Genomic DNA, 22,361 nt, shown 5'->3' with positions numbered 1-22,361 from the left:
TGTAGCGGTTAATTCGTAGCAGATAATACAATCTGGGCGTTTGGTTTTTAGTAGCTTCGTAGAGGTTCAGCAGATCCGCTGACTTGATGTCGTAAACTAAAAGCTAAATTTATTGTTAAATTTGTCAAGTTCTCTAAGCTTAAAGGAAATCGGATGAGTCAGTCGCGTGAACTGTGGCGGAAAATTGACCTGATGAATCGCCGTCGATTTATCCAGTATGGTGGGTTAGCCGTTGGTAGTGGTCTTCTCGCGGCCTGTGCTTCTAATCAAGCGAATCAGTCTAACCAGTCCGGTGAGCAGCAGGCATCCCCAGCAGCCAGCCCCGCTTCTACCGAACTCACCAAAATCACCTATGGCACCAACTGGTATGCCCAAGCCGAGCACGGCGGCTTCTACCAGGCCGTTGCTACTGGGATCTATAGAGATCATGGCCTCGATGTGACGATCAAAATGGGCGGGCCTCAGGTCAATGGCACCCAATTGCTGATGGGTGGTGCCGTTGACTTCTTTATGGGCTACGCCTCCGATGCGATCAAGGCTATCCAGGAGGAGATTCCCAAAATCACCGTGGCCGCTATCTTCCAAAAAGATCCCCAGGTACTGCTGGCCCATCCCGAAACCGGAGCCAAGTCGCTAGAGGATTTGAAGGGCAAGCCCATATTCATCTCGGCAGCCGCCAACAACACCTACTGGCCCTTCCTAAAGGCGAGATACGGCTTCACTGACGACCAAAAGCGGCCCTACAACTTCAATCCGGGTCCGTTCCTGGCCGACAAAGAATCAGTACAGCAAGGCTACCTTAGCTCCGAGCCGCTGGCCATCCGCAAAGAGGGAGGCTTTGAGCCGCTGGTATTTCTGCTTGCTGATTATGGCTATGAGCCGTACTCCACCACCATCGAATGCAAGCGAGAACTGGTCGAGCAAGATCCCGATCTGGTGCAGCGCTTCGTCGATGCCTCGATCAAGGGCTGGTATAGCTACCTGAATGATGACCCCACTCCCGGCAACGAACTGATCAAAAAAGATAATCCTGAGATGACCGATGATCAGATCAAATACGGCATCGAGAAGATGAAAGAGTACGGGATTGTGGTTTCTGGCGATGCCGAAACTAAAGGTATCGGTGCCATGACCGACGAACGCTGGCAGTCCTTCTTTGATACCATGTCTGCCCAAGGCGTGTTTGGCAAAGACATAGACTACAAGCAGGCCTACACGCTGCAATTCATCAACAAAGGACCTGACGCCTACAAGAGCTAATTGCCTGATCACCCTAGTTGGAGCTTGTCTGCATGATTCCTGCCATCACCCTTAGCAACGTCAGCAAAGTCTACCGCAATGGCACCGTAGCGCTGCAAGACTTGAACCTGACGATTGGCGAAGGGCAGTTCGTCAGCTTGTTAGGGCCTTCGGGCTGCGGTAAGAGCACCGTCTTGCGTCTGATTGCTGGGTTAGGCAAAATGAGCAGCGGCAATCTTTACTGGGGCCACAGTCAAACCAAGCAGCGTTTGGCGTTTGTGTTTCAAGAAGCGGCGTTGATGCCCTGGGCCACGGTGCAGGACAATGTTTGGCTGCCGCTGAAGCTGGCAGGTGTTCCCAAGCGGGATGCCGAAAAAGCGGTGGCTGAAACACTCCAGCTCGTAGAGCTACAGGAATTTGAACACTGCTACCCCCGCGAACTGTCGGGCGGCATGAAAATGCGAGTCTCGATTGCCCGCGCCCTCGTCACCAAGCCTGAACTGCTGCTGATGGATGAGCCGTTTGGTGCCCTCGATGAAATGACTCGCAGCAAGCTCAACAGCGATTTACTCGATCTGTGGCAGCAAAAGCAATGGACGGTGGTGTTTGTCACCCACAATATCTACGAAGCGGTTTATTTGTCGAATCGCGTCGTGGTGATGGCGGCCCGTCCGGGGCGAGTAGTGGCGGATGTGGCGATTGAGGCCGCCTACCCCCGTACCGAAGAGTTTCGCACCTCGCCACTGTTTAACGAATACTGTCGCCAAATTTCCCATTTCCTGGCCCAAGCCGCCAGATCCTCACCGGAAGAGACACCTGACTCTCGCGCTGACGCTATGACAGATGTCTTTCATGTGGCGTGATTTGTAAGGGCGAAGCATTTGCTAAGTAGTCTAGAGTGCAAGCGGACAGATTCTATCAGCAAATGCTTCGCCCTTACTAATACCGCACCAGAACCGGAACGCATTCGTCAACCTTAAACCAGCGCTTGCGGCCCTTTTGCACTTTGACCAATACCCGCCCTTTCGCCCGCATGGGAGCAGGAATCACCGTACCATTCCGACCATCGGGAAGCTTAACAAGAGTACCTGGAACAATAGACATAGGTGCTTATCAAGTGAGAATGAGAGTTAAGGAAAGAAATGAATCCAGCAGAGACGCCCAGCATCACAGCCCATCCGAGCTGCTTGCCAGCTTTTTAGAAGTCTTAAGAAAATCTAAACCTATTCAGAAGCTTAGCTGATCGTTGCTTTTATTAAAGCCCGTTCAACATTTCTTCGTTAGATTCTTTATTTATGAGGAGATCAAATTTTTACCTCTTAAGCTCAAATCCTTTATCCTCCTATAGTTTGCCAATTTATCATTTACTGGTTTTGCTTAGAAAGTTATTGCGTTTTGTAAAGACGAGCTTATATTTAAGCTGATGATGCCTATAAACGCGAAGTAGCTTCATGCATGTCCATTGCGGTCTGAGGCGTTGAGTTCAAAACCGCTAGCATTCGATAATTTTTCAACTCATCCCGATTTAGTTGGCAAGCAAGTTAGTTGGCAAGCAAGTTAGTTGGCGGGAAAGGTGAGCGGTTGGAGCCGCTAACACCTCTCCCTCAGGCAATGTTCTCAATTCCAGCTTCATCCGTGCAGTAAACAAGCCAGTGGAAACAGCAAATACTCCAAGAAAAACAGCTTCCAGATGAACTGATAAAACCGAGCTACCTCGGATTTGGCTTGCAGATCAACCCTCATACTGCGCCACCAAAGCAGCAGCAGCAGCAGGGCATGGCTTGTCACTAAGAACACCGGATTGACGCCTGTTAAGAAGAAGCCAGCGGCGATCATCCCCAGATAGCAAAGCGTCAGCACCAGTCGGGCCAGCTTAAACACCGCAGCGGCTCCCAGACGAATCGTAAAGGTACTGATGTGATAGCGGCGGTCGCCCTCAATGTCGGGAATGTCTTTGAAAATGGCAATGGCGAAGGTAAAGACCAGTACAAACAGCGTTAGCGCCCAGACGGTAGCTGGAACACCAAAATTTCCGCCGAGCTGCTGATTAAAGTGCAAAAACAAGCCCAGATTCACTATCCCACCCCGCACCGAGAAGATGCAAAGCGCGGCCCAGATGGGAAACCGCTTCAGGCGAATTGGCGGCAGGGAATAGGCCGTACCAATCAACACACTCGTCCAGACGGTAGCCACCAGAAACTGACCTTGCAGAGCCGAGAGCACAAGCGCCAAGCTGCCGGTGATCAAGACAATTGTCCATCCTTGCTGGCGGGAAAATTCGCCGGAGGCCAGCGGTAGATGGGGCTTGTTGACCCGGTCAATTGCCACATCTTCGAGCTGGTTTAAGCCAACGATGTAGATATTGCCGCATAAACAGGTAACCAATGCTCCCAAACCAGCCCAAACCAGCACCCAGAAGCTAACCTGAGTACCCCGACTTTCGGCCCAAGCAATCAAGGCCAGTCCCAAGACGCTCAAACTGGTTCCGATGATTGTATGAGGGCGAGAAAACTTCCAAAACGCATAGAGCCACGGAAAGCGACGCTGAATTAGATTGGCTGGTGAAGCGTGATTGGGCGCAAGCGAAGGCTGAGACGACGAAAATTGGCTCATAGCAAATCTATTTAAGGTTTTCGGGTTGATCTTAGTGGTTTATGGTAAGAACAGCGCAAGTAAACGCACATCCACCGGATTGCCCATCATCCCCCCAAACGCATTCTGTTACAGACGTTCTGTTACAGACGTTCTGTTACAGACGTTCTGTTACAGACGTTCTGTCAGAACGTCTCCTGAACCACCAAAACGTTACGTCAAAACCGATATGGGGACAATTCAGGCAATTTCACATTACCAGGAGGTAAAAATTCAGTGGGTCAGTATGAACGGTTGATTTTAATGGCAGAAGACGAACTCACCCAATACAGCACCGATGCCCGCAAAATCGAAAAGCTGCGGCAGAAGATTGGCCTCTCGGTCAGTGCTGCCGAACAAAAACAAATCAAAGCCCAGTTGCAGGCTGAATTACCCGATGGCGGCTTGGCCAAACTGGTAGAAACCCAGCGTCAAACAGTGGCCCTGCCGTTTTGGGGCATTGCGGGTTTGGGCCTGCTGTTAGGAATTTCCTTTATGCAGCCGGTTGACTTCCTCGCCACTATTATCGGCACAGCCCTGGCAATCAGGATTCAAAAATGGGGCTGGAAGCTAGAAGCCAAGCGACTCGTGCTGAGAACCCTGGAAGACATCGAGGAGCGTGTCCGCAATCCCGCCAAGGTTTGATGTTGCTAGGATTTCGTGGCCCTGAGGACACCAAATTTGACCAAACCCCGCTGATAGCCTCGGCTCATTAACCCCAGCGATAGAGCAGCCTGAATCGTAGTCCAGCCGGACTGAATCAGTCCCACAATTGCGGTTGGCGTTAAGGCTGAGTCGATCACCACGTTCCAAAAGGGGGCTACCGCCTCTGACCAGTCAGCCGTGCGAATCGATTGAAACCCGATTGTTTGAGCAATTTCCGCATATTCGGGCAACGAGATCACGTAGGGTAAACAGTAGACATCGTAGATTTTCTGCAAATGCTGCTGTTCTTCTGGGGTAAGGGGCTGAGAGTCGGTAGGACGGTGACACCAGGTTGCCATCAACAAGGTGCCGCCTGGTTGCAAAACCCGGTAGCACTCCTGCAAGAACTGCGGCTTATCCGGCATATGTTCGCCGCTTTCCAACGACCAGACCAAATCAAAAGCAGCATCGGGAAACGGCATCGCCAAGGCATCGGCCACCTGAAACGTCACGCGATTCGCCAAACCCGCTGCAGTTGCCCGTTCCTGCGCTCGCTGCGCCTGGACTGGACTGAGGGTAATTCCGGCAGCACTGGCGTTGAATTTTTCGGCCAAGTAGAGCGAACTACCGCCAATCCCACAGCCCACATCTAGAATGCGCTCAGCTTGGTGCACGTTCCCCCAATGAAGTAATTCCTCGATCAGATCAATCTGGGCTTGGCGTCGCTCCTTGCGCTGGGTACCGTCTGCGCCATAATATCCGTGATGCATGTGCTCTCCCCAGGTTCGTTCCCATAGACCCGAAGAGGCATCGTAAAATCGTTGAATTTTTTGCTGAAGCGTGTCGGTCATGCTAGGCAATACTCTCGAAAATCCCTTTTAGTTCTACCGCTAAACCTGCCTGGAAGGAACCCACCCATGACGGTTGCTCGTACAGTTTGTTTAGGATTTATTGCCGTAATTCTGGTGGGTACGCTGCTGCTCACCCTGCCTATTTCTACCGCGACCGGAGCTTGGGGTGATCTGGTAACAGCGCTATTTACCTCGACTTCAGCGGTTTGTGTCACTGGGTTGGTGGTTGTCGATACGGGCACCTACTTTTCCTTTTGGGGGCAGCTCTTTATCATGCTGCTGATTCAGGTTGGCGGGCTGGGCTACATGACGGCCACCACGTTTTTGCTGCTGCTGCTGGGACGCAAATTCGGCCTGCGCGATAAGCTGGCAATTCAGCAGTCATTGGATCAGCAGGGCCTGTCAGGTGTGGACAAATTGCTACGGTCAATTATTGCTGTGACGCTGATCTTTGAGCTGACGGGTACCTTTGCCATGCTGCCCGTGTTTGTACCCGACTATGGTTGGGACCGGGGTTTGTGGCTCTCGTTGTTTCACAGCATCAGCGCCTTCAACAATGCCGGATTTGGCCTGTTTCCCGACAATTTCATCAGTTATGCCACCTCGGTTCCGATTAACATTATTATTCCGCTGCTAATTATTTTTGGGGGGATTGGTTATCAGGTGATTATGGATGGCTATCTCTGGTTACGGGATCGGGTACAAAGGCGACGAGGACGGCTGATTTTTTCGCTTCATTTCAAGATTGTGGTGAGCACCACACTGCTGCTGCTAGCGGTAGGCACGATTGCCTTTCTACTAGTTGAGTATGACAATCCCGAAACCTTTTCCCAGTACAACTTCAACGAAAAGCTGCTGCTGGCCTGGTTTCAGGGCGTTGTGCCTCGCACCGCCGGCTTCAACAGCATCGACTACGGCAAGATGACCGACGCTGGCCTGTTTATTACAATCGCCCTGATGTTTATTGGCGCTAGCCCCGGTGGGACGGGTGGCGGTATCAAAACCACAACCTTTCGAATTTTGTTTGACTGTACTAAAGCAGTTTTACAAGGGAAGGAAGAAGTTGTGAGCTATCAGCGCCAAATTCCGATGACATTGATCCTCAAGGCCGTTGGCGTGGTATTTGGTTCGATCATGACGGTCATTCTAGCTACGACGTTAATCGCCTTGGCTGACCCGGAAGTAGAGTTTATCCGGATCCTGTTTGAAGCGGTTTCGGCATTTGCCACGGTTGGCCTTTCGACAGGAATTACGGCAGCGGTTTCCACTTCGGCTAAATTAGTGCTGATCGCTACAATGTATATTGGGCGAGTGGGGGTATTACTCTTGATTTCAGCGATTTTGGGCGATCCATCCCCCAGTATGATTAATTACCCGGAAGAAAATCTCCTGATCGGTTAACCGATTTCCCCTCAGCTTTTGCGGCAGCAACTGTGTTAAGTTTTTTGATAACTTGAAAGGGTTACATGGTTAGAAGTAACGTAACGAAAGTCCTTAAATCTTCATTATTGGGGCTGCCATTGTGGGTCTCTCTTCTCTTTCATCTCTGAGTTTTTTCAAAAGTCTGCGGGCCAATAATCGCCAGTTTGCGGTGATCGGTTTAGGCCGGTTTGGCCGCGCGGTTTGTATGACGCTCCATCATCTGGGCTACGAAGTCTTGGGCGTCGATATGGACGAACGGCGAGTCAATCGGATTCTCAACGATGAGCTGGTTTCTCATGCCCTGACGCTAGACTCCACGGATCCCACTGCTCTCAAAGAAGCGGGACTCTACGAGTTTGATACGGTAATTGTGTCGATTGGCAACTTTGTGCAGGAGAGCGTGATTACGGTGCTCAACCTGAAGGAAGGGGGGGTGCCCCATGTAGTTGCCAAAGCCTCGTCAGACATCCACGGCAAGCTACTGAAGCGGGTCGGAGCCGATCACATCGTCTATCCAGAGCATGAGATGGGCTGTGAGTTGGCTCGCTCGTTGACTCGGCCTGGGCTATTGGAGCGGTTTGAACTGGACCCCGACAACAGTATCGTTGAAGTCGTGGTTCCGGCCGAATTTGATGGTAAAACCATTGCCGATCTGGATTTGCGCAAGCGCTATGGTCTGAATTTGCTAGCTGTTTGCAAGGAAGGTACGTTTGAAATCAATCCCAGTCCGGTGACACGGCTGCAAAAGGGCTGGCTGATGGTGGTGATCGGGTCTAACAAGTGTATTGATCGGTTGCCGGTCTAGAGAGTGAGTTTTGAGTTTTGAGTTTTGAGTTTTGAGTTGAGTGCATGGGGCAAGCTATCCAGGGGCGGCGCGTTGTTGGGTTAATTAGCGGCACCTCTGTAGATGGGGTTGATGCAGCGTTGGTCGAAATTACGGGAACAACGGATGACCTCCAGATTACGCTGCTCAATGGTGCAACCTATCCCTATCCTGAGGCGCTGCGCTCGCAGATTCTGGCGGTCTGTGCTGGGGAACCGCTGTCGATGGCGGAACTGGCAGTTCTGGATGACGCGATTGCCGCCGTTTTTGCTGAGGCTGCTATGCAGGTGCAAGTTGGCTATCCGCCTGCCGATTTGATTGGCTCTCACGGGCAAACGGTCTACCATCGCCCACCTCAGCCAGCCCACTTAAAGGGGAAAGCCACGCCAAACCGCGTCTCTGAACTGGGCTACAGTATGCAGCTCGGACGTGGTGCCTTGATTGCGTACCTCACAGGCATTACAACGGTGAGCAATTTTCGAGCTGCCGATATTGCTGCTGCCGGACAGGGTGCGCCGATGGTGCCGCCGGTAGATGCCTATCTGTTGCGCCATGACACCCTTGATCGCTGTGTGCAGAACATTGGCGGGATTGGCAATGTCACCTACCTGCCTGCTAAAGCGAAATCAGCACTCTTGCGCGGCTGGGATACTGGCCCCGGCAATTCTTTGCTCGATCTGGCAGTGCAGCGGCTCTCCAACGGTAAGTTCACATTTGATCGAGATGGCGCTTGGGCTGCCCAGGGAACTCCTTGCCAAACGCTGGTGCAACAATGGCTACAGCAGGATTTCTTTCATCAGCCTCCCCCCAAGTCCACCGGACGCGAGCTGTTTGGGGTGGCTTATTTAGAGCAGTGCTGCCAGGATGCTGCACCCTATCAGTTGAGTGCTGCCGATCTGCTGGCGACCCTGACGGAACTGACCGCCGCGTCGATCGCTGATAGTTACCAGCGATTTTTGCCCCACTTGCCCGATCAGGTGCTGCTGTGTGGTGGTGGCAGCCGCAATGCCTATCTGAAACAGCGCCTCCAGGCTAATCTAGAATCAACCCAAGTGGGCACCACAGATGACTTTGGGCTGAGTGCAGACTTCAAAGAAGCGATTGCCTTCGCCGTTCTAGCCTACTGGCGGTATTGGGACATTCCCGGTAATCTCCCGGAGGTGACTGGAGCAAGACGATCCGTTCTCCTAGGGGAAATTCACCTGGGGGACCAAAATACTGCATGATAGCATGGGGTGCTATCGGGTTTGGCGTTTGCATCACGCGGGCAAAATGACAAGGACTCGCACTGTGAATCACAACTTTCTTCTAGAATCTGGACGTTGGACGTTACAGGGCAACTGGCTGGATCGGGATGCGCTACCAGTGCCGGTGAAGGGCAAAATTCTGGTGGCCTGGAGCCGCGATGATTGGTTCACGATGGTGACCAAGCTGATTTTTCCTGGTTCAAGTCGGGAAGAAATTTCGCTGCAATATCGCGGACGCCTGAACGCTGGAGAGCGGCAATATACCTTTGTGCTGCAACACAGCCTGTTGGGTCGGGTCGAAGGAGAAGGCTGGATTGCGCCTGAATCAATTGTGCAGCGCTACTGGGTACTGGGCGACCGGCAGCGCCGCTCTGGCTTTGAAACCCTGCATCAGTTTGGCGTAGACAAATACTGTCTTTCTAGCAGCATTATGGCGGGTCATTATTTAACCAGCACGATGGAGGCAATTGTTGAACGCCAGCCCGATTGATATCTTCTCTAGATATTTTTTCTAGATATTTTTCTGGACATTCTCATCCCAATCACAGATCTTGAGAAATTCGCCACAGCCTGGCTCGATCTGATACGGGCGTTAGCTGCCAGCCCTGCTGTTTAATTGCCGCTTCTAGCGACTGGGAGGCTCGGAACACAAAAATGTTAGGCTCCTGAGCCAATGGAGTCAGATCGGGTGTGGCGCTGGCTAAAAACAGCCGCACATTGGGTTGCAGACCATAGCTGAGGGAAACTAAGTCTCCCATGTTGGTGTAGTCGTCTCCCATGTCGCTGAGCATCACCGGATTTTGATCTGCTGTGGCATTGACGAGGTGAATAATTTCAGCGTTGCTATAGCTGAGATCCTTGTTCCACCAACTTTCAGCAGCGGCACTGATGCTAGCAGAAAGCACACTGCTCGCTAAACACAGTGCCAAAACAGCGCGCCACAGTTTATTGACGGCCCCTTTATTTGCTAACACTTTATGGGAGAGCAAATAGGCAACAGCTAACTGAATACCTGGAAAGCAAGAAATCAGGTAGCGGCTGACTGCCGAACGTTTGCCACCCAAGATCAGATCGGGAATGGCCAACAGCAAAAATGGTACAAAAATGGTCGTGAAAATGAATAGCCAGGTTCGTACTGGGGTGTGACGATAGACGCGATACAGAGCCAGCAGAATTAAAACCACAAACGGCAGGCGCGCCAGAAAGGTGAGTGGATTGTCAAACCCAAAGTCGAGGTCGATAAACAAACTGGTGAAGCTCAAAGTCCATAGCTTTAGCAAATAGGGCAAACCGACTTCGGCCCTGGTCCAGTCTGTGGTGGCATTGGCTCGCTGGTGCTGATGCAGTAACACCCAAATCCAGGGGCTATAGACTAGCAGAGCGGCCAGAACGCTTAGCCCAAATTCCCAGATCCGTCTGTCTTTCACCCCCTTCGCGACCACCTGCCAGCTCCAGCTCAAAGCCGCAGCCCGACCAGATACCGCACTCATGCCGATCACATAGCCAGCATGGGCCAGCAGCGTTAGGGCAAAAAACGGATGGGTGTATAACCCTAAGGCTACGCTTAACCCATAGCCAGCCCAGCGCCTGCCAGTAGACTGCCGCATCGCTCGCAGCAACAGCCAACTGCTGCCCAAAATCACGACTGTCAGCAGACTATACTGTCGTGCCGTTTGTGCAAATAGAATATCGAACGGGGAAAGAGCCAGAAAAGCCGTTGCCAGCAGCGCGGTAGAGGAACTTGCAAACAGCTCCACCGCCAGCCCATACATCAGCGGCAGGCTCAACAAGCTCATCAACGCTGGTAGGAGCCGTGAGGCTGCGATCGAACTGCCGAATTGCTGCATCCAGTAGCGGGCCATCACAAAGTAGAGGGGTGGATGCTGCGGATCCTCGACTATCAGGGAATGGACCGTATCGGCGGTGGTGCTGCCGGGTTTGATCTGCTGAAAGAACTGGAGTTCCGGCGCGGCAAGGAAATGGTTTTGAAACAGCTGATTGTCAATTTCCTGCCGGGTGAAACCTGCAGCCCGCATTGAGGTGTACACTTCATCGTGCCAAAAGATTTTGTGGTCAAGCGCTATCAAGCGAAAACCAACTCCCAGCACGATCATGACCACCGCCAACCATGCCAACCAATTTAAGCGGCTCCAGCGGTCTATCCGACTCTTCATTGTCATGCTCATTGTGTTCTCCTCCCACCCATTTAGCGGTGCACCATCAAATTTGCTGTCCCAACCTCTAGCCCAAATTCCCTCTAGGTAACAGACAGTGAATAACAATTAGCTAACAGGTAGCTAACAGGCAATTAATTACAGCGTTTTTCACTCATGTGAGGTATGGGGGCGGAGCACTGCCCCTGCACCTCGTTTTTCGTACTTCACTAGCCTGAAAAAGGCTGTAACAGGCAATTAATTAACAGACAATAGTAGGCGAGGATCGACCAAATGTTAAGAAAAGGTTATCAAGTGGATGGACAGGATAAACTCTCTAGCTTGAGCAAAGGGTTTATAATGAACTAGAACGCATGTACTAAGTCCTGGCCATTGGATGACCGTTCCTGCTCCTCAGGTATGGAGTGCTGCTGCCAGGATTGGTATTTGAATGGATTTTTAGTTGAAATGTTCCTGATTCAGATCTAATGAGAGCCAAAATTGATAACGAAGTTGTATTTATCCACAGTGAAGACCTGCCCCAGTACAAAAAGCAGGGGTCTGTGGTGCGCAACAGCTATTTCTGGGCCTTGAAGGCCATCGCTGGCAACACTCCCTACGGCGGTGATTGGGAATATGAATCGGAAGTATGGCTAGCGTTGCGGCGGGTGTTGCTGGCTTTTGCAGAATCAGGCTACCTTGGCCTCTCGGAAACCACGCTGGAGTTTCCAACGGAACAGGGAGAAATTCCACCTGTGTTTCGCGGCATCGCCAGCTGGCAGAATGAGTTGGCAGAATGAGTTGGCAGAATGAATTCGTCAACTTGAAATAAACTCACCCCGCTGCTTGCGGTGGGGGATTCCGGTTCACATGACCAAATACGAACGCCTCAAGGGCCGGGGAATCTAACCCGATTCTTCCGCCCACTTCAATCGCTGGTCTGTAGCCTCTGCATGTGCTGAGCCAGAATTTGCAAAATTAACAGGACGCCAGCAACGCTGAACAGGGCGGCAATCCAGAAGCCATCGGCTACGGCTCGTGGCTCACCCATTGCCCATCCTCCGATTGTTGGACCAACAAAATAACCTGCTGCCCAGCAGAGCGAATTGATCGACAAATACACTCCTCGTAGCGATTCAGGTGCCAGATGAATGATCAGTGAAGAAGCAGATGGCGTGTAAGCCACGGTTGCAATTGCCATCACGGCTAATGCCAGCCCAGCCCAGAGCGGATGCCCGTTCGTAACACGGCCCGTGTTCCAGATTAGGACGAAGCCAAGCGCCCAACTCAAAGCTGAAAGCATCAGAGCATGGGGATAGCTGAACCGCTGGAGGGAGCGGATGACTGGCAGTTGGCAAAGCACACATAGCCCGATGTACCAAGCAAACAGGAGGCTCAGCATGGCCGGGTTAAAGGTTTGGGCCGGAGTGGTCGAAACGAATTGAGTCAGGTAAAGCGGCAGAGCGGTGTTGAGTAGGGCCAGATAGGTCGTGAACAGAATGTTAGCTGGGATGAAAATTAATAGCGGTCGATCCCGCAATGCTATAGCCCAACCCTTGAGCGCTGGGAGCGACACCTGATGAGGGTTCAGGGTTTCTGGAATGGCTTTGTAGATAACGGCCAGGAAGATCGTGAACGAGATGCCATCAATGACAAACATGGCTCGGTAAGCCCCGGTCGCTGCAATGAGCCAACCGCCAAACACTACACCCAAACCAAGGCCCAAACTGTCTGCCAGTCGGTTTAGGGCAAAGGCTTCACTGCGATTTTGCAGATTGGTTAAATCGGCAACGACCGCTTCGGTAGCCGGCCAATATAGCCCTACCCCCAGCCCCATGAGTAAATTACCGAGTAGAAAGGTGGGAAAGTCGTGGCTAAATGTTAGAACCACATCTGCTAGGGCCGAAATGGCTGCTGAAATGAGCAGAATCTTGCGGCGACCCCAGCGAGGAGAATCGGCCAAGGTACCGCCTACGATCCGCCCCACTACACCGGAAATGGATTCGCTGCCAATGCCAAATCCAACCGCAGACGGCGAAAGTCCCACCTGATTCACGAAGAAAACAGCCGCATAAAACATGACAAACCCAGTACCGACCTGCGACAGCAACCGCCCGAAGATGAGGATCCATAGCCGTTGATCAATCCGGGGCAACCAGGCACTGAACTTTTGGGTTAGATTCATGGCAGAAAAATCACAAAAGTATTTTCAGGGAATTTGAAAATTCAAAACTAAAAATCCATAACTCCGCTTCCTGAGTATCTGCAGGGCTATAGGTTGAGAGGAGGCGATTTGAGCAACCATTCCAGTCTTTGTCAGCCGTCTTTATCAGCCATCTTTATCAGCCATCTTTTCGTCCATAGACAAAAGACAAATAGACAATTGGACTATCCATCGTGCCGCCAACCAGTATGGTGTTAATAGCCTGTTAGAAAACTGTTCCCCTGGTACATGTAAGTCCTAGACAGTTTTGTTTATGATTGGGGGACGAATCCCAACGTAATTGATTATGCTGCTAGAATCCGCCCCTTCTGCCCAACCAGCATCTCCTGATACGGGTGTAGACTACCGTCGCCGCACGGTTCGCCCCTTTGCAGTTTATATCCTCTCAGGGCTGGCTTCTGATGGAGAACATCTGCTAGCGCTCGATACAGTCCGCGGCTATTTGATGCGGGTAAACTGCCGCAACGATGATACAACCATTTTGAATTCCCTTCAGGTCGAAGAGTTTTTGGATGGCTCGGGCCTAGCCGTATGGCAGCAGCAGGTCTGGTTTGCTCGCGACAACGACGTGTATTGGTGCAGCCTGAGTGACTTTACGCCTCATCATTTTGTCTCCTTGCCCTACCCAGTGAATGGAGTGGCAGTCTGGCAGTCGGCGGTTTATGTGTCTTGTCAAAAGTTGGGCTACATTTTGGTGTTTGACCGCAACAGCGGTCGGGAAATTACCCGTTTCTCAGCACCCGGTGTTGGGATTGAACGGTTGACGATTCGCAACGAAGAGCTATGGATTTGTGATGATATCGAACGCTCGGTTTACTGCATGGACCGGGCCACTGGGGAGCTGCACTTCAGCGTGCTGACGCCCTATGCCAACCCCTCTGACCTCACCTTTCATCCCAATCCCCAAGGCGGCGAGGATATTCTTTATGTCGCCTATGCCGAGGAAGAATACTACATTCGCGACAACCCTAACGACGAGGAAAACCCAAAAGAGCTAACCACGCGCGACCGCACCTTTATTCATCCGCTGCATGTTCACTACGATGCTGCTAAGCGCTATGCCCTCTCCAATGGCTATCTGGTGGAAATGTCCTATGTGGAAGAAATTTCGCCCCTAGAAGAGGTGCCGCTGACCGATCTAGAATGGCGGATTGCTCTGCCTGCTACCACCGATCGGCAAACGGTGTTGCGGGTAGAACCCGTCGGCATTCCCTTTACCGAAGAAGAACAGCAGGGGCAGCGGGTGGCTGTGTTTCGGTTTAATCGGCTGCAGGCGTGTGAAGGGCAGGTATTTGGCTGGAAAGCGCTTCTGGAGGTGCGGGGGATTAAGTACCAGTTGACGCCACGAGATGTGGAAAACCTACCGCCCCTTTCATCTGAATTTCAGCAGCGCTATCTCATCGATGACGACGATTTGGCCATGGATACTCCGGCAATCCGACGGGCGGCGCAGGAGGCAATCGGCACGGAGACCAATCTGCTGCGGAAAATCTTGAAAATTCGCAATTACGTCTACGATCGGTTGTCCTACAGCATTAAACCCCACATTGATACACCTGATGTAGCCCTAGATCGGGGAACGGGTTCCTGTGGTGAATATGTCGGCATTCTGCTAGCCCTAGCCCGCCTGAATGGCATTGCCTGCCGTACTGTAGGCCGCTATAAGTGCCCACCCGATCCCGACCAGCGCCAAGTGCCGTTGCAGCCCGACTTTAATCATGTCTGGCTAGAATTTTATCTGCCGGGTTTTGGCTGGTTGCCCATGGAATCGAATGTGGATGACGTGCAGGAAGGCGGTCCCTATCCCACCCGCTTCTTTATGGGGCTGCCCTGGTTCCACGCTGAAATTGCTAAAGGCATCCCGTTTGAAAAAATTGCTGCATCGGACTTGCCGGAGGAGATTTCGATTGGCGATCTAGCGCTCAATCACATTCGGTTTACGATTTTGCAGGAATTGCCTCCTCCGAGTCCGACGCCTTAGGCAGCAAAAGTTGAGATTCATCATGACACCGCCAGCAGTTGCGGCCAGCCGCTTTGGCGGCATAGAGAGCGGTATCGGCAGCCATGATCGCCGTAGCAGGAGTGTAGGCAAAGTCTGGAATTTGGCTCCAGATTCCCAGGCTCACGGTTAGGTAAGGGCTGATGAACGAGCAGTCGTGGGGGATTTTCAGCTCAGAAATTCTGGATTGAATGCGTTTAGCCATCAGGATGGCCTGATAAATATCAGTTTGGGGCAACACAATTGCAAATTCTTCGCCGCCATAGCGGGCTACTAAGTCGCTAGCGTGCAGAGTTTGATGGATCGCCTGGGCGACCTGCTGCAAACAGCTATCTCCCGCATGATGGCCATAGTGATCGTTGTAGGCTTTGAAGCAATCCACATCGCAGAGGATCAACGAGAGGTAGGTTTGATCGCGATGGGCCTGCCGCCACTCGACCGACAGATACTCATCGAACCGGCGACGGTTGGAAATTTGGGTGAGGCTGTCTAACGAAGCAAGACGTTCTAGCTCGAGGTTGGCTTGCCGCAGCGCTTGCTCAATCCGCTGGCGCTCCTGAATTTCCTGCTGCAACCGCTGGTTTTGCTCGATTAGCTGTTGCCGCTGGCGTTGAATCGTCAGTTGGCCATGAATCCGGGCTAACACTTCTGCGGTATGAAACGGTTTAGTAATGTAGTCGGCCCCGCCCGCGGCAAAGGCGGCCATCCGATCGTCAATTTCGTTGAGGGCGCTGAGGAAAATGATCGGAATATCTTGAGTGACTGGGTTGGCCTTGAGCTGAGCGCAAACCTCATAACCGCTAACTTCCGGCATCCGGATGTCTAGCAAAATCAAATCGGGCGGTTCAATTTGCACGGTTTGAAGAGCAATCTGGCCGCCCCGCGCTTTGCGCACCTCGTAACCATGGCTTTTAAGGAGGCTGGTCAAAACAAGTAAGTTATCGACTCGGTCGTCCACAATCAAAATTGTGGCTACATCATCAGCCATCCAGTAGGCTCCCCGTCCCAACGAATTGTGCCAGATTCCTAATTATCTAGGTAATTTCAGGTGATTATGCTAGTCGATAATTAGAACCTATCCTGATTAGAGTACCCGTGAAGCAGTTGCAGAATCATCTCAAACTGGAATTTCTGAGCATGGGTATAGAGTTCATCGGCTAAGGCGCTGTAGCTAGTCGGAATTTGTTCGAGTAGCTCAATCACCTGTTCATCTCGACAGCGGATCGCCGCTTGATAGAGTTGGTCCCGCCACTGGGACGGCATGAAGTCGAGAGATGCTGAGCGGTGCCGGCTCGGTACCCTAGCAGGTATTCGCTGCGGCATTGAGGGGACAGGTGGTAGCACTTCAGGTGCTGCTGCTTCGGTGTAATGATAGCGTAACTCCAACTGCTGAGCGATCACCTCATACAGCTCGCTAGTTTGGAACGGTTTACCCAGGAAGCCATTACAGCCTGCTGCCAGTGCTTCTTGCCGGTCTTTTTCCAACACGCTAGCCGAGAGGGCAATAATCCGAGAAAACCGGGGGTTGGGGGTCGTCTTGGGAGCCGCAGCTTCGAGTTGGCGAATTTTTTGGGCCGCGATCAAGCCGTTCATCGTTGGCATGTAGATATCGAGCAGAATTAAATCAGGCTGCCACTGTTGCCACAAGCGGATTGCTTCTTCTCCGTTGGTCGCTTCGCGTAGCTCCAACCGCAGCACGGTCAACATGCGCATCAGCAATTCTCGATTTTCGGCTTGGTCATCCACGATCAGAATTCGGTAGAGGGGATGTCCAGGAGCTAAACCCGTGATTTGACGATGGCTAGACCGATTACTTTCCGGGCAATGCAGAACGCTCTCACTTTCCGAACAAGGCACTGCTTCATCGGGTAAAGGCTTGGTGTCGATAGGGCAGAGGGGCAAACTAACCGTGAAGGTACTGCCTTGGCCAGGGCGGCTGTAAACTGCGATAGTTCCGCCCATCAGTTCAATAAATTTGTGGCTGATGGTTAACCCCAAGCCGGTTCCCTCTGGAGCAATTTTGCCATTGCTGGACTGTTCAAAGGCATCAAAGATGCGGTCCACCTCCTCTACTGGAATGCCAATGCCTGTATCGGATACTTCAAAACTCAGCCATTGGGAATGGTTGGGAATCACCGATACTCTAAGGGTCACGCTGCCTTTTTCGGTGAACTTAATGCCATTGCTCATCAAATTAATCAGCACTTGTCGCAGTTTATTGGCATCTCCAACAACTTGCTGAGGTACATCGGGAGCGCTGATCACTTGTAACTGGAGTCCTTTCGCTTCAGCTCGTTGCCGCAGGATACTGTCAATGGTTTCTAGCAGTTCGCTCAGGTTGAAGTTGATTTCTACCAAATCCACTCGTCCCGCTTCGATTTTGGACAAGTCCAGCACATTGTTGATCAAACTGAGTAAATGTTCGCCGCTGCGGTTAATGATCCGCAGATTGTGCTGCTGTTCTGGCGTAGTGCGCGGGTCTACACACATGATTTGGGCAAACCCCAGAATGGCATTGAGTGGGGTGCGCAACTCGTGGCTCATGTTGGCTAAAAATGCGCTTTTGGCGTGATTGGCAGCTTCAGCAGCCTGTTTAGCCCGTTCCAGTTCCAGGTTGGTGCGAGTCAGTTCAACAGTGCGTTCGGCAATCCGGGCTTCTAAAATCCGGTTATAGTCGGCCAGCAGCTTTTCGGCCTGTTTGCGCTCGCTGATGTCCTGAAACGCAAGGATGGCATAGTTAACCGTTCCGCTGGCATCAAAAACGGGCGTTGCTCGCACCTCCAAAGGAACCGTGCGGTCGGCTAGGTGAATTTCGATATCTTCTACGGTAATGTTTTCTCCATGCAGAGCGCGGGTTGAGGGTAGTTGGTCGGGCGGATAGGGGCGGTTGGCTCCCAGGTTAGTTTGATAAAAGTGCTTTAGCGTGTGCATCGCCAAATTCGGCTTAAAAGTCTGCCCGAGCAGGTGCTGAGCCGTCTGATTCATGTAGCTGATGCTGCCGCTCGGTTCAACCACACAAATACCCACCGGAATCGCCTCCAGAAATTTAGCAAGCTGCTGTTGCTCCTGATGCAACGCATCAAACGAAAGCTGAAGCTGGGCTGCCATCTGGTTAAACGAATTGGCCAGCTCTCCGACTTCATCGGCTCGGTGAATCGCAATCGGCTGCTTCCACTGCCCTTTGGCTATTTGCTTGGCAGCTCGATTCAACTTGCGGATTGGAGTAATCACCCAGCGAGCAGTCATGACACTAACCGTGATGGCAACCAGCATGGCAACAGCACAGAGCAGAAAGGTTGTGCGCGTGTTGGCATAGATTTGGGTCATGAAATCTGATTCGGGTACCACTTCCATCAGCACCCAATCCAACCCGAACCCGTCTTGCCAAGGCGTTATCTGCACAAAATGGGGGGCACCCTCAAGATTGAACTTGAGCTGTTGTGGTTGGTCAATTTGGTCTAACCCCCCGAACTGCTGGATCACATGGCTGACTGTTGAGCGCATGAGCGGATTATCACTCTCCAGAGCAGGCACCCGCTGGAGCCGCTGATTAACAACGCTGTAGGTGGGTTGTGGGGTAGAACTTGCCACCAAAACGCCAGTCGGCTCCAAAATAAAAATTTGGCCTGATTTAGCCACTTTGAGCTGTTTAAGAAAGCGTTCAATATCGTTCAAATACAGATCGACTGCTGCTACGCCCCTGAGACCACTCGGACTGCGAAACGGTTTAACCGCAGTGATTGTTAACCCTTCATTCGCTTCTCCGATAAAGGGATAGATCTCGCTCCAGGTCGCTTTACCGGCTGCCACAGCTGCTTGGTACCAGGGACGTTGGCGTGGATCGTAGTTGGGCACTGCATTTAAGGGGCGAGTGCGTTGGCCGGATTTATTCACCGCATAGGAAATGTAGTGCCGGTCAGTGGTGCCATCGGTGACTTCAATCAGATACGAGACCTCACCGTTTTTGTGGACAGGTCCCGCACCAATAAACTTACCCTGTTGGTCTCCCACATAGATAAAGCTGACCGTATCAAAGGTCTGGATCCGGTCCAGAAAATAGGCATCCAGCGCTTGCAAATTCTGGGTCTCTAGATTGATTAGCCCCAACTCAATATCATCGGCCACCAGTTTGACGATTTGTTGCGGCAGTCCTGTATAGGCTTGCAAATGCTGCTGGACTCGGTTCTGCACTTCGCTCATTAGCTGTTGTGCCAGGTTATTCACGGCCTGCTGTCCATTGATGTGGGAAAGGTAACCCACCAATCCCACAATTACGACAATTTGCACAATAAACGGAATACTGAGAACGACTCGCAGCGGTAGACGCTTGAGAATGTAGATCAGCCTAGATCGAAACGCAGATTGAATTGACTGAACCATAGCGGGGGTGCTACTCCAGCGCAAATGCCCTCTTATTGCCCTCTTATTATCGACAAGAGTGGCGGCGAGATATCCCTGGCTCTGTATCGATTACCAATTGATTGCTAATTTAGGCTGATTTTCGCCTCCATGATTTCGCCTCTATGATTTCGCCTCTGTGATTTCGCCTCTGTGATTTCGCCTCTGTGATTTCGCCTCTATAGGTTCGCCTCAACCTTGCTGCTTAAACGGCAAATCTTGGTTGATTGCTTCGATCTCTTGCTGCTCCATAGCGTTAACTTCACTAATATAGGAGCGCAAGATTTTAGCAAACCGAGCATCGTAGAAGCGGTGTAGCGAATAGTTGGGAGCGGCCGGAAACCCCCGCCGCTTCTTGTGCCGCCCACCTGCCCCCGGATCAAACGTTTGAATCTGGTGCTGAATTGCCCACTCGATAGGCGTGTAGTAGCAAGTATCAAAGTGTAGATTGTCAAAATCTTGCGTCGCGCCCCAATAGCGCCCATAGAGCTGATCACCCTTGGTGAGGCAAAACGACATGCCAATTGGATGGGGATTCTGCTCAGCATAAACGGCAAACAGGACGACTCGGTCGCAATAGTTGGGGTAAAGCTGCTCAAAAAATCTGCGGGTAAGGTACTTGCTGCCCCACCAACCAAACTTGTCGCACGTATCGCTATAGAAGTCATACATACGAGAGAGCAGGGATTTGGAAATTGCTTCGCCAGTTAAGGGTTGGAGCCGTAGCCCAGCTTGAGTCACCGCTTTGCGCTCTCGCTTAATGTTACGCCGCTGATTAGCATTAAAGGCCGCTAAGTAATCATCAAAACTTTGGAAGCCCTGATTTGACCAGATATAGCTATGGTGCAGCCAGCTTATAAAGCCGTGCCGCTCCATCAACAATCGCCAGTCTGGATCCACATAGAGAAAATTACAGCCTGAAATCCGATGACGCATGCAAAAGTGATCGATGGCTCCAATCATCAGGTCGGTCAGTTCATCTTCATCTTCGCCCGACGCGATCAAAAAGCGATAGCCTTCGGCAGGCGTGAAAGGCGACATGCCCAGCAGTTTGGGATAGTACTGAATCCCTAGCCGATGGGCCAGATCCGCCCACTGGTGATCAAACACAAACTCGCCATAACTATGCCCTTTGAGGTACAGAGGAGCCGCCGCAATCAAGGTCCGATCTCGCCAGACCGTCAGGTGATTGGGCAACCAGCCTGCTTTGGCGCTGACACTACCGGATGTTTCCATGTTGTTGAGCCACTCCCATTCCAGGAACGGCATCTTCAGCGGCAGGGCTAGGGCATCCCATTCGGCTTGCGGAATGTCCGCCATCTTGTCGATCCAGGCAACCGAGTAGCGGGGCTTGAGTTGTTCGACCATAGGGGGTGGATGGGTGGATGAGTGCGTGAGTAGGGGGTGGGGAGTGGGGAGTGGGGGGTGGGAAAGATAGGGAAGGAAGTCTAAAGAAAGTTTAACTGACTTGAGGCGGGCAGCAGGGAGTGGGCTTTACAGGTCAAGCCGCATTTCATTTGATTCGCTGAAGCCGAGTTTGGTGTAGACGGGTTTACCAGAGGGGGAGGCGTGCAGAATAGCGCGGGTGCAGCCTAGAGAGCGGAGGTGTTCGATTGCCAGGGTGGTGAGGGTGGTGGCGAATCCTTGACCGCGATAGGTCGGCTCGACATAGACGCCCCAGATATAACCGTATTGGCGATAGTGGTCAGCCAGCACCAAGGGATACAGTCCGGCGAAGAGTTGGCAACCGGCAGATCCCACGACTTGCTGGTCCACCTCGACGACAAAGGCTTGATAGGACAGGGTCTGGCGGGCCTGCTGGATGAAGTCCAGGATGATGGCGTGCCAATTAGGCTGAATATCGCCTGCTGTCACGTCGTTGTCGCGCCAAAGCTGATAGAAATGCTGAGCAATCAAATCATCTTCGGCTGGGTAGGCAGGTCGAAACTGAACGGAGGCGGCTGGGGTATTCATGGTCCTGCGCTCTAGATGCACCGTTGACGACGGTAATGGAGAAAAACTTCCTGGTCAATTACTTCAGCTGAGAGCAAGGCTAAGCGAGGCGCTAGGGTTTCGGTAAATCCAGTTCCACCGACCGGCGTAGGAGCATCTGTGCCGCCTAAAATTAGGGGACACACCGTCAGCCAGAATTCGTCGATCAGATCTTGAGCCACCAGCGCAGCCACAATTTCGCTGCCACCGGTAATCACGAGTTGCTCGATACCATAGACCGTAAGCTGATGTAGAGTTTTTGACCAGTCAATGCAAGACACCTGAGTGTTTTCCGGCTTAGCCGGATCAGACTGGGCCAACATCAGCACGCGCTCGAATTCAGGCCGGTTTTGCCAGGAGGCTGCTCCTGTCTTAGTGGTAAGTAGCCAACGCGGAACCGGCTGCTGAAAGAAAAAAAGTTGCGGATCGAGGCTGGCAGACCGCGAACAAACAATATGGGTAGGCTGGGGAGGCTTCCCTTGCTGCTGTCGTTTTTGCAACAATAGGGGATTAGTCACTCTTAGTGTGGTTCCATAAGCCTGTAGCGTTCCCGATCCAAACAAAACTCCATCGGCTTGAGCAATCTGAGTTTCTAGATGACGTTTATCGACCTTAGAACCAAACCGGGCTGGTGCTCGCGTTGCATCTGCAATTTTGCCGTCGGCACTCATGGCTAGAACCAGCGTAATATAGGGCCGTTCAACAGGCTGGGGGAGGATCATCTTAAGCAGAGATTG

Annotated in this window: 19 protein-coding genes; 9 read left to right on the top strand and 10 right to left on the bottom strand. The window is 52.0% G+C overall.

Annotated features, from left to right (window positions below; genetic code table 11):
* Nucleotides 1-153: 153 nt before the first annotated feature.
* Both HJG54_RS01090 and HJG54_RS01085 read left to right on the top strand, forming a co-directional pair.
* Nucleotides 154-1,260, top strand: a complete 1,107-nt coding sequence (locus HJG54_RS01090) for an ABC transporter substrate-binding protein (RefSeq protein WP_316432858.1) — start codon at nucleotides 154-156, stop codon at nucleotides 1,258-1,260.
* Nucleotides 1,261-1,292: 32 nt separating this feature from the next.
* Nucleotides 1,293-2,102, top strand: coding sequence for an ABC transporter ATP-binding protein (locus HJG54_RS01085; protein ID WP_316432857.1), 810 nt, complete (start codon nucleotides 1,293-1,295; stop codon nucleotides 2,100-2,102).
* 76 nt (nucleotides 2,103-2,178) lie between these two features.
* Here the strand turns inward: HJG54_RS01085 and HJG54_RS01080 are convergent, their stop codons facing one another.
* Together HJG54_RS01080 and HJG54_RS01075 are read right to left on the bottom strand one after the other, a co-directional pair.
* Nucleotides 2,179-2,343 (bottom strand): hypothetical protein, encoded by a 165-nt coding sequence (locus HJG54_RS01080; RefSeq protein ID WP_316432856.1) that lies wholly within the window; start codon nucleotides 2,341-2,343, stop codon nucleotides 2,179-2,181.
* A 525-nt stretch (nucleotides 2,344-2,868) separates the two neighbouring features.
* The gene (locus HJG54_RS01075; RefSeq protein ID WP_316432855.1) at nucleotides 2,869-3,852 is read right to left on the bottom strand and encodes a homogentisate phytyltransferase; all 984 of its coding nucleotides are present in this window, start codon (nucleotides 3,850-3,852) and stop codon (nucleotides 2,869-2,871) included.
* 255 nt (nucleotides 3,853-4,107) lie between these two features.
* Here HJG54_RS01075 and HJG54_RS01070 point away from each other — a divergent pair, with 255 nt between their 5' ends.
* A complete protein-coding gene (locus HJG54_RS01070; RefSeq protein WP_316432854.1) occupies nucleotides 4,108-4,515 on the top strand; it encodes a hypothetical protein in 408 nt (135 codons plus the stop codon).
* 5 nt (nucleotides 4,516-4,520) lie between these two features.
* Here the strand turns inward: HJG54_RS01070 and HJG54_RS01065 are convergent, their stop codons facing one another.
* A complete protein-coding gene (locus HJG54_RS01065; RefSeq protein WP_316432853.1) occupies nucleotides 4,521-5,366 on the bottom strand; it encodes a methyltransferase domain-containing protein in 846 nt (281 codons plus the stop codon).
* A 66-nt stretch (nucleotides 5,367-5,432) separates the two neighbouring features.
* Here HJG54_RS01065 and HJG54_RS01060 point away from each other — a divergent pair, with 66 nt between their 5' ends.
* The 4 genes from HJG54_RS01060 to HJG54_RS01045 all read left to right on the top strand — a co-directional run bounded on the left by HJG54_RS01060 (nucleotide 5,433) and on the right by HJG54_RS01045 (nucleotide 9,348).
* Nucleotides 5,433-6,767, top strand: a complete 1,335-nt coding sequence (locus tag HJG54_RS01060) for a TrkH family potassium uptake protein (protein WP_316432852.1) — start codon at nucleotides 5,433-5,435, stop codon at nucleotides 6,765-6,767.
* Nucleotides 6,768-6,888: 121 nt separating this feature from the next.
* A complete protein-coding gene (locus HJG54_RS01055; protein ID WP_316432851.1) occupies nucleotides 6,889-7,593 on the top strand; it encodes a potassium channel family protein in 705 nt (234 codons plus the stop codon).
* A 44-nt stretch (nucleotides 7,594-7,637) separates the two neighbouring features.
* Nucleotides 7,638-8,837, top strand: coding sequence for an anhydro-N-acetylmuramic acid kinase (locus HJG54_RS01050; protein ID WP_316432850.1), 1,200 nt, complete (start codon nucleotides 7,638-7,640; stop codon nucleotides 8,835-8,837).
* Between the two features lie 46 nt (nucleotides 8,838-8,883).
* On the top strand, nucleotides 8,884-9,348 hold the full coding sequence (locus HJG54_RS01045) for a hypothetical protein (RefSeq protein WP_420717307.1): 465 nt from the start codon (nucleotides 8,884-8,886) through the stop codon (nucleotides 9,346-9,348).
* Between the two features lie 52 nt (nucleotides 9,349-9,400).
* On the opposite strand, the gene HJG54_RS01040 is transcribed toward HJG54_RS01045, so the two are convergent.
* On the bottom strand, nucleotides 9,401-11,044 hold the full coding sequence (locus HJG54_RS01040) for a glycosyltransferase family 39 protein (protein WP_316432848.1): 1,644 nt from the start codon (nucleotides 11,042-11,044) through the stop codon (nucleotides 9,401-9,403).
* Nucleotides 11,045-11,499: 455 nt separating this feature from the next.
* Here HJG54_RS01040 and HJG54_RS01035 point away from each other — a divergent pair, with 455 nt between their 5' ends.
* Nucleotides 11,500-11,811, top strand: coding sequence for a hypothetical protein (locus tag HJG54_RS01035; protein WP_036000912.1), 312 nt, complete (start codon nucleotides 11,500-11,502; stop codon nucleotides 11,809-11,811).
* 128 nt (nucleotides 11,812-11,939) lie between these two features.
* Here HJG54_RS01035 and HJG54_RS01030 read toward each other — a convergent pair whose 3' ends face one another.
* The gene (locus tag HJG54_RS01030) at nucleotides 11,940-13,196 is read right to left on the bottom strand and encodes an MFS transporter (RefSeq protein ID WP_316432847.1); all 1,257 of its coding nucleotides are present in this window, start codon (nucleotides 13,194-13,196) and stop codon (nucleotides 11,940-11,942) included.
* 325 nt (nucleotides 13,197-13,521) lie between these two features.
* On the opposite strand from HJG54_RS01030, the gene HJG54_RS01025 reads away from it, so the two are divergent.
* Complete coding sequence (locus HJG54_RS01025) at nucleotides 13,522-15,216, top strand: transglutaminase family protein (protein WP_316432846.1); 1,695 nt, start codon at nucleotides 13,522-13,524, stop codon at nucleotides 15,214-15,216.
* Here HJG54_RS01025 and HJG54_RS01020 read toward each other — a convergent pair.
* The 5 genes from HJG54_RS01020 to HJG54_RS01000 form a co-directional block, all read right to left on the bottom strand.
* Nucleotides 15,173-16,222, bottom strand: coding sequence for a diguanylate cyclase domain-containing protein (locus tag HJG54_RS01020; RefSeq protein WP_316432845.1), 1,050 nt, complete (start codon nucleotides 16,220-16,222; stop codon nucleotides 15,173-15,175). The two genes, HJG54_RS01025 and HJG54_RS01020, sit on opposite strands and share 44 nt — an antisense overlap.
* Before the next feature lie 80 nt (nucleotides 16,223-16,302).
* Nucleotides 16,303-19,614 (bottom strand): ATP-binding protein, encoded by a 3,312-nt coding sequence (locus HJG54_RS01015; protein ID WP_316432844.1) that lies wholly within the window; start codon nucleotides 19,612-19,614, stop codon nucleotides 16,303-16,305.
* A 210-nt stretch (nucleotides 19,615-19,824) separates the two neighbouring features.
* Entirely contained in the window at nucleotides 19,825-21,000 is a 1,176-nt protein-coding gene (locus HJG54_RS01010) for a GNAT family N-acetyltransferase (protein ID WP_316432843.1), read from the bottom strand.
* Nucleotides 21,001-21,126: 126 nt separating this feature from the next.
* Nucleotides 21,127-21,606 carry a GNAT family N-acetyltransferase gene (locus HJG54_RS01005; RefSeq protein WP_316432842.1) on the bottom strand — a complete coding sequence of 160 codons (480 nt, stop codon included), beginning with the start codon at nucleotides 21,604-21,606 and terminating at the stop codon, nucleotides 21,127-21,129.
* A gap of 11 nt (nucleotides 21,607-21,617) precedes the next feature.
* Nucleotides 21,618-22,346: a RibD family protein gene (locus HJG54_RS01000; RefSeq protein ID WP_316432840.1), complete on the bottom strand. Its 729-nt coding sequence runs from the start codon at nucleotides 22,344-22,346 to the stop codon at nucleotides 21,618-21,620.
* Between the last annotated feature and the right edge of the window lie 15 nt (nucleotides 22,347-22,361).

The sequence above is a fragment of the Leptolyngbya sp. NK1-12 genome (assembly GCF_032598965.1).
In the GTDB taxonomy this organism is placed as follows: Bacteria; Cyanobacteriota; Cyanobacteriia; order Elainellales; family Elainellaceae; genus Elainella.
This window is presented reverse-complemented; position numbering and strand designations above follow the sequence as displayed.

Bases quoted from the DNA above. Each gene is read 5' to 3' on its own strand.
- HJG54_RS01010 (WP_316432843.1), bottom strand. From the start codon at position 21,000: ATGGTCGAACAACTCAAGCCCCGCTACTCGGTTGCCTGGATCGACAAG.
- HJG54_RS01050 (WP_316432850.1), top strand. From the start codon at position 7,638: ATGGGGCAAGCTATCCAGGGGCGGCGCGTTGTTGGGTTAATTAGCGGC.
- HJG54_RS01025 (WP_316432846.1), top strand. From the start codon at position 13,522: ATGCTGCTAGAATCCGCCCCTTCTGCCCAACCAGCATCTCCTGATACG.
- HJG54_RS01015 (WP_316432844.1), bottom strand. From the start codon at position 19,614: ATGGTTCAGTCAATTCAATCTGCGTTTCGATCTAGGCTGATCTACATT.
- HJG54_RS01005 (WP_316432842.1), bottom strand. From the start codon at position 21,606: ATGAATACCCCAGCCGCCTCCGTTCAGTTTCGACCTGCCTACCCAGCC.
- HJG54_RS01085 (WP_316432857.1), top strand. From the start codon at position 1,293: ATGATTCCTGCCATCACCCTTAGCAACGTCAGCAAAGTCTACCGCAAT.
- HJG54_RS01065 (WP_316432853.1), bottom strand. From the start codon at position 5,366: ATGACCGACACGCTTCAGCAAAAAATTCAACGATTTTACGATGCCTCT.
- HJG54_RS01090 (WP_316432858.1), top strand. From the start codon at position 154: ATGAGTCAGTCGCGTGAACTGTGGCGGAAAATTGACCTGATGAATCGC.
- HJG54_RS01030 (WP_316432847.1), bottom strand. From the start codon at position 13,196: ATGAATCTAACCCAAAAGTTCAGTGCCTGGTTGCCCCGGATTGATCAA.
- HJG54_RS01040 (WP_316432848.1), bottom strand. From the start codon at position 11,044: ATGAGCATGACAATGAAGAGTCGGATAGACCGCTGGAGCCGCTTAAAT.
- HJG54_RS01035 (WP_036000912.1), top strand. From the start codon at position 11,500: ATGAGAGCCAAAATTGATAACGAAGTTGTATTTATCCACAGTGAAGAC.
- HJG54_RS01020 (WP_316432845.1), bottom strand. From the start codon at position 16,222: ATGGCTGATGATGTAGCCACAATTTTGATTGTGGACGACCGAGTCGAT.
- HJG54_RS01075 (WP_316432855.1), bottom strand. From the start codon at position 3,852: ATGAGCCAATTTTCGTCGTCTCAGCCTTCGCTTGCGCCCAATCACGCT.
- HJG54_RS01080 (WP_316432856.1), bottom strand. From the start codon at position 2,343: ATGTCTATTGTTCCAGGTACTCTTGTTAAGCTTCCCGATGGTCGGAAT.
- HJG54_RS01000 (WP_316432840.1), bottom strand. From the start codon at position 22,346: ATGATCCTCCCCCAGCCTGTTGAACGGCCCTATATTACGCTGGTTCTA.
- HJG54_RS01045 (WP_420717307.1), top strand. From the start codon at position 8,884: ATGACAAGGACTCGCACTGTGAATCACAACTTTCTTCTAGAATCTGGA.
- HJG54_RS01060 (WP_316432852.1), top strand. From the start codon at position 5,433: ATGACGGTTGCTCGTACAGTTTGTTTAGGATTTATTGCCGTAATTCTG.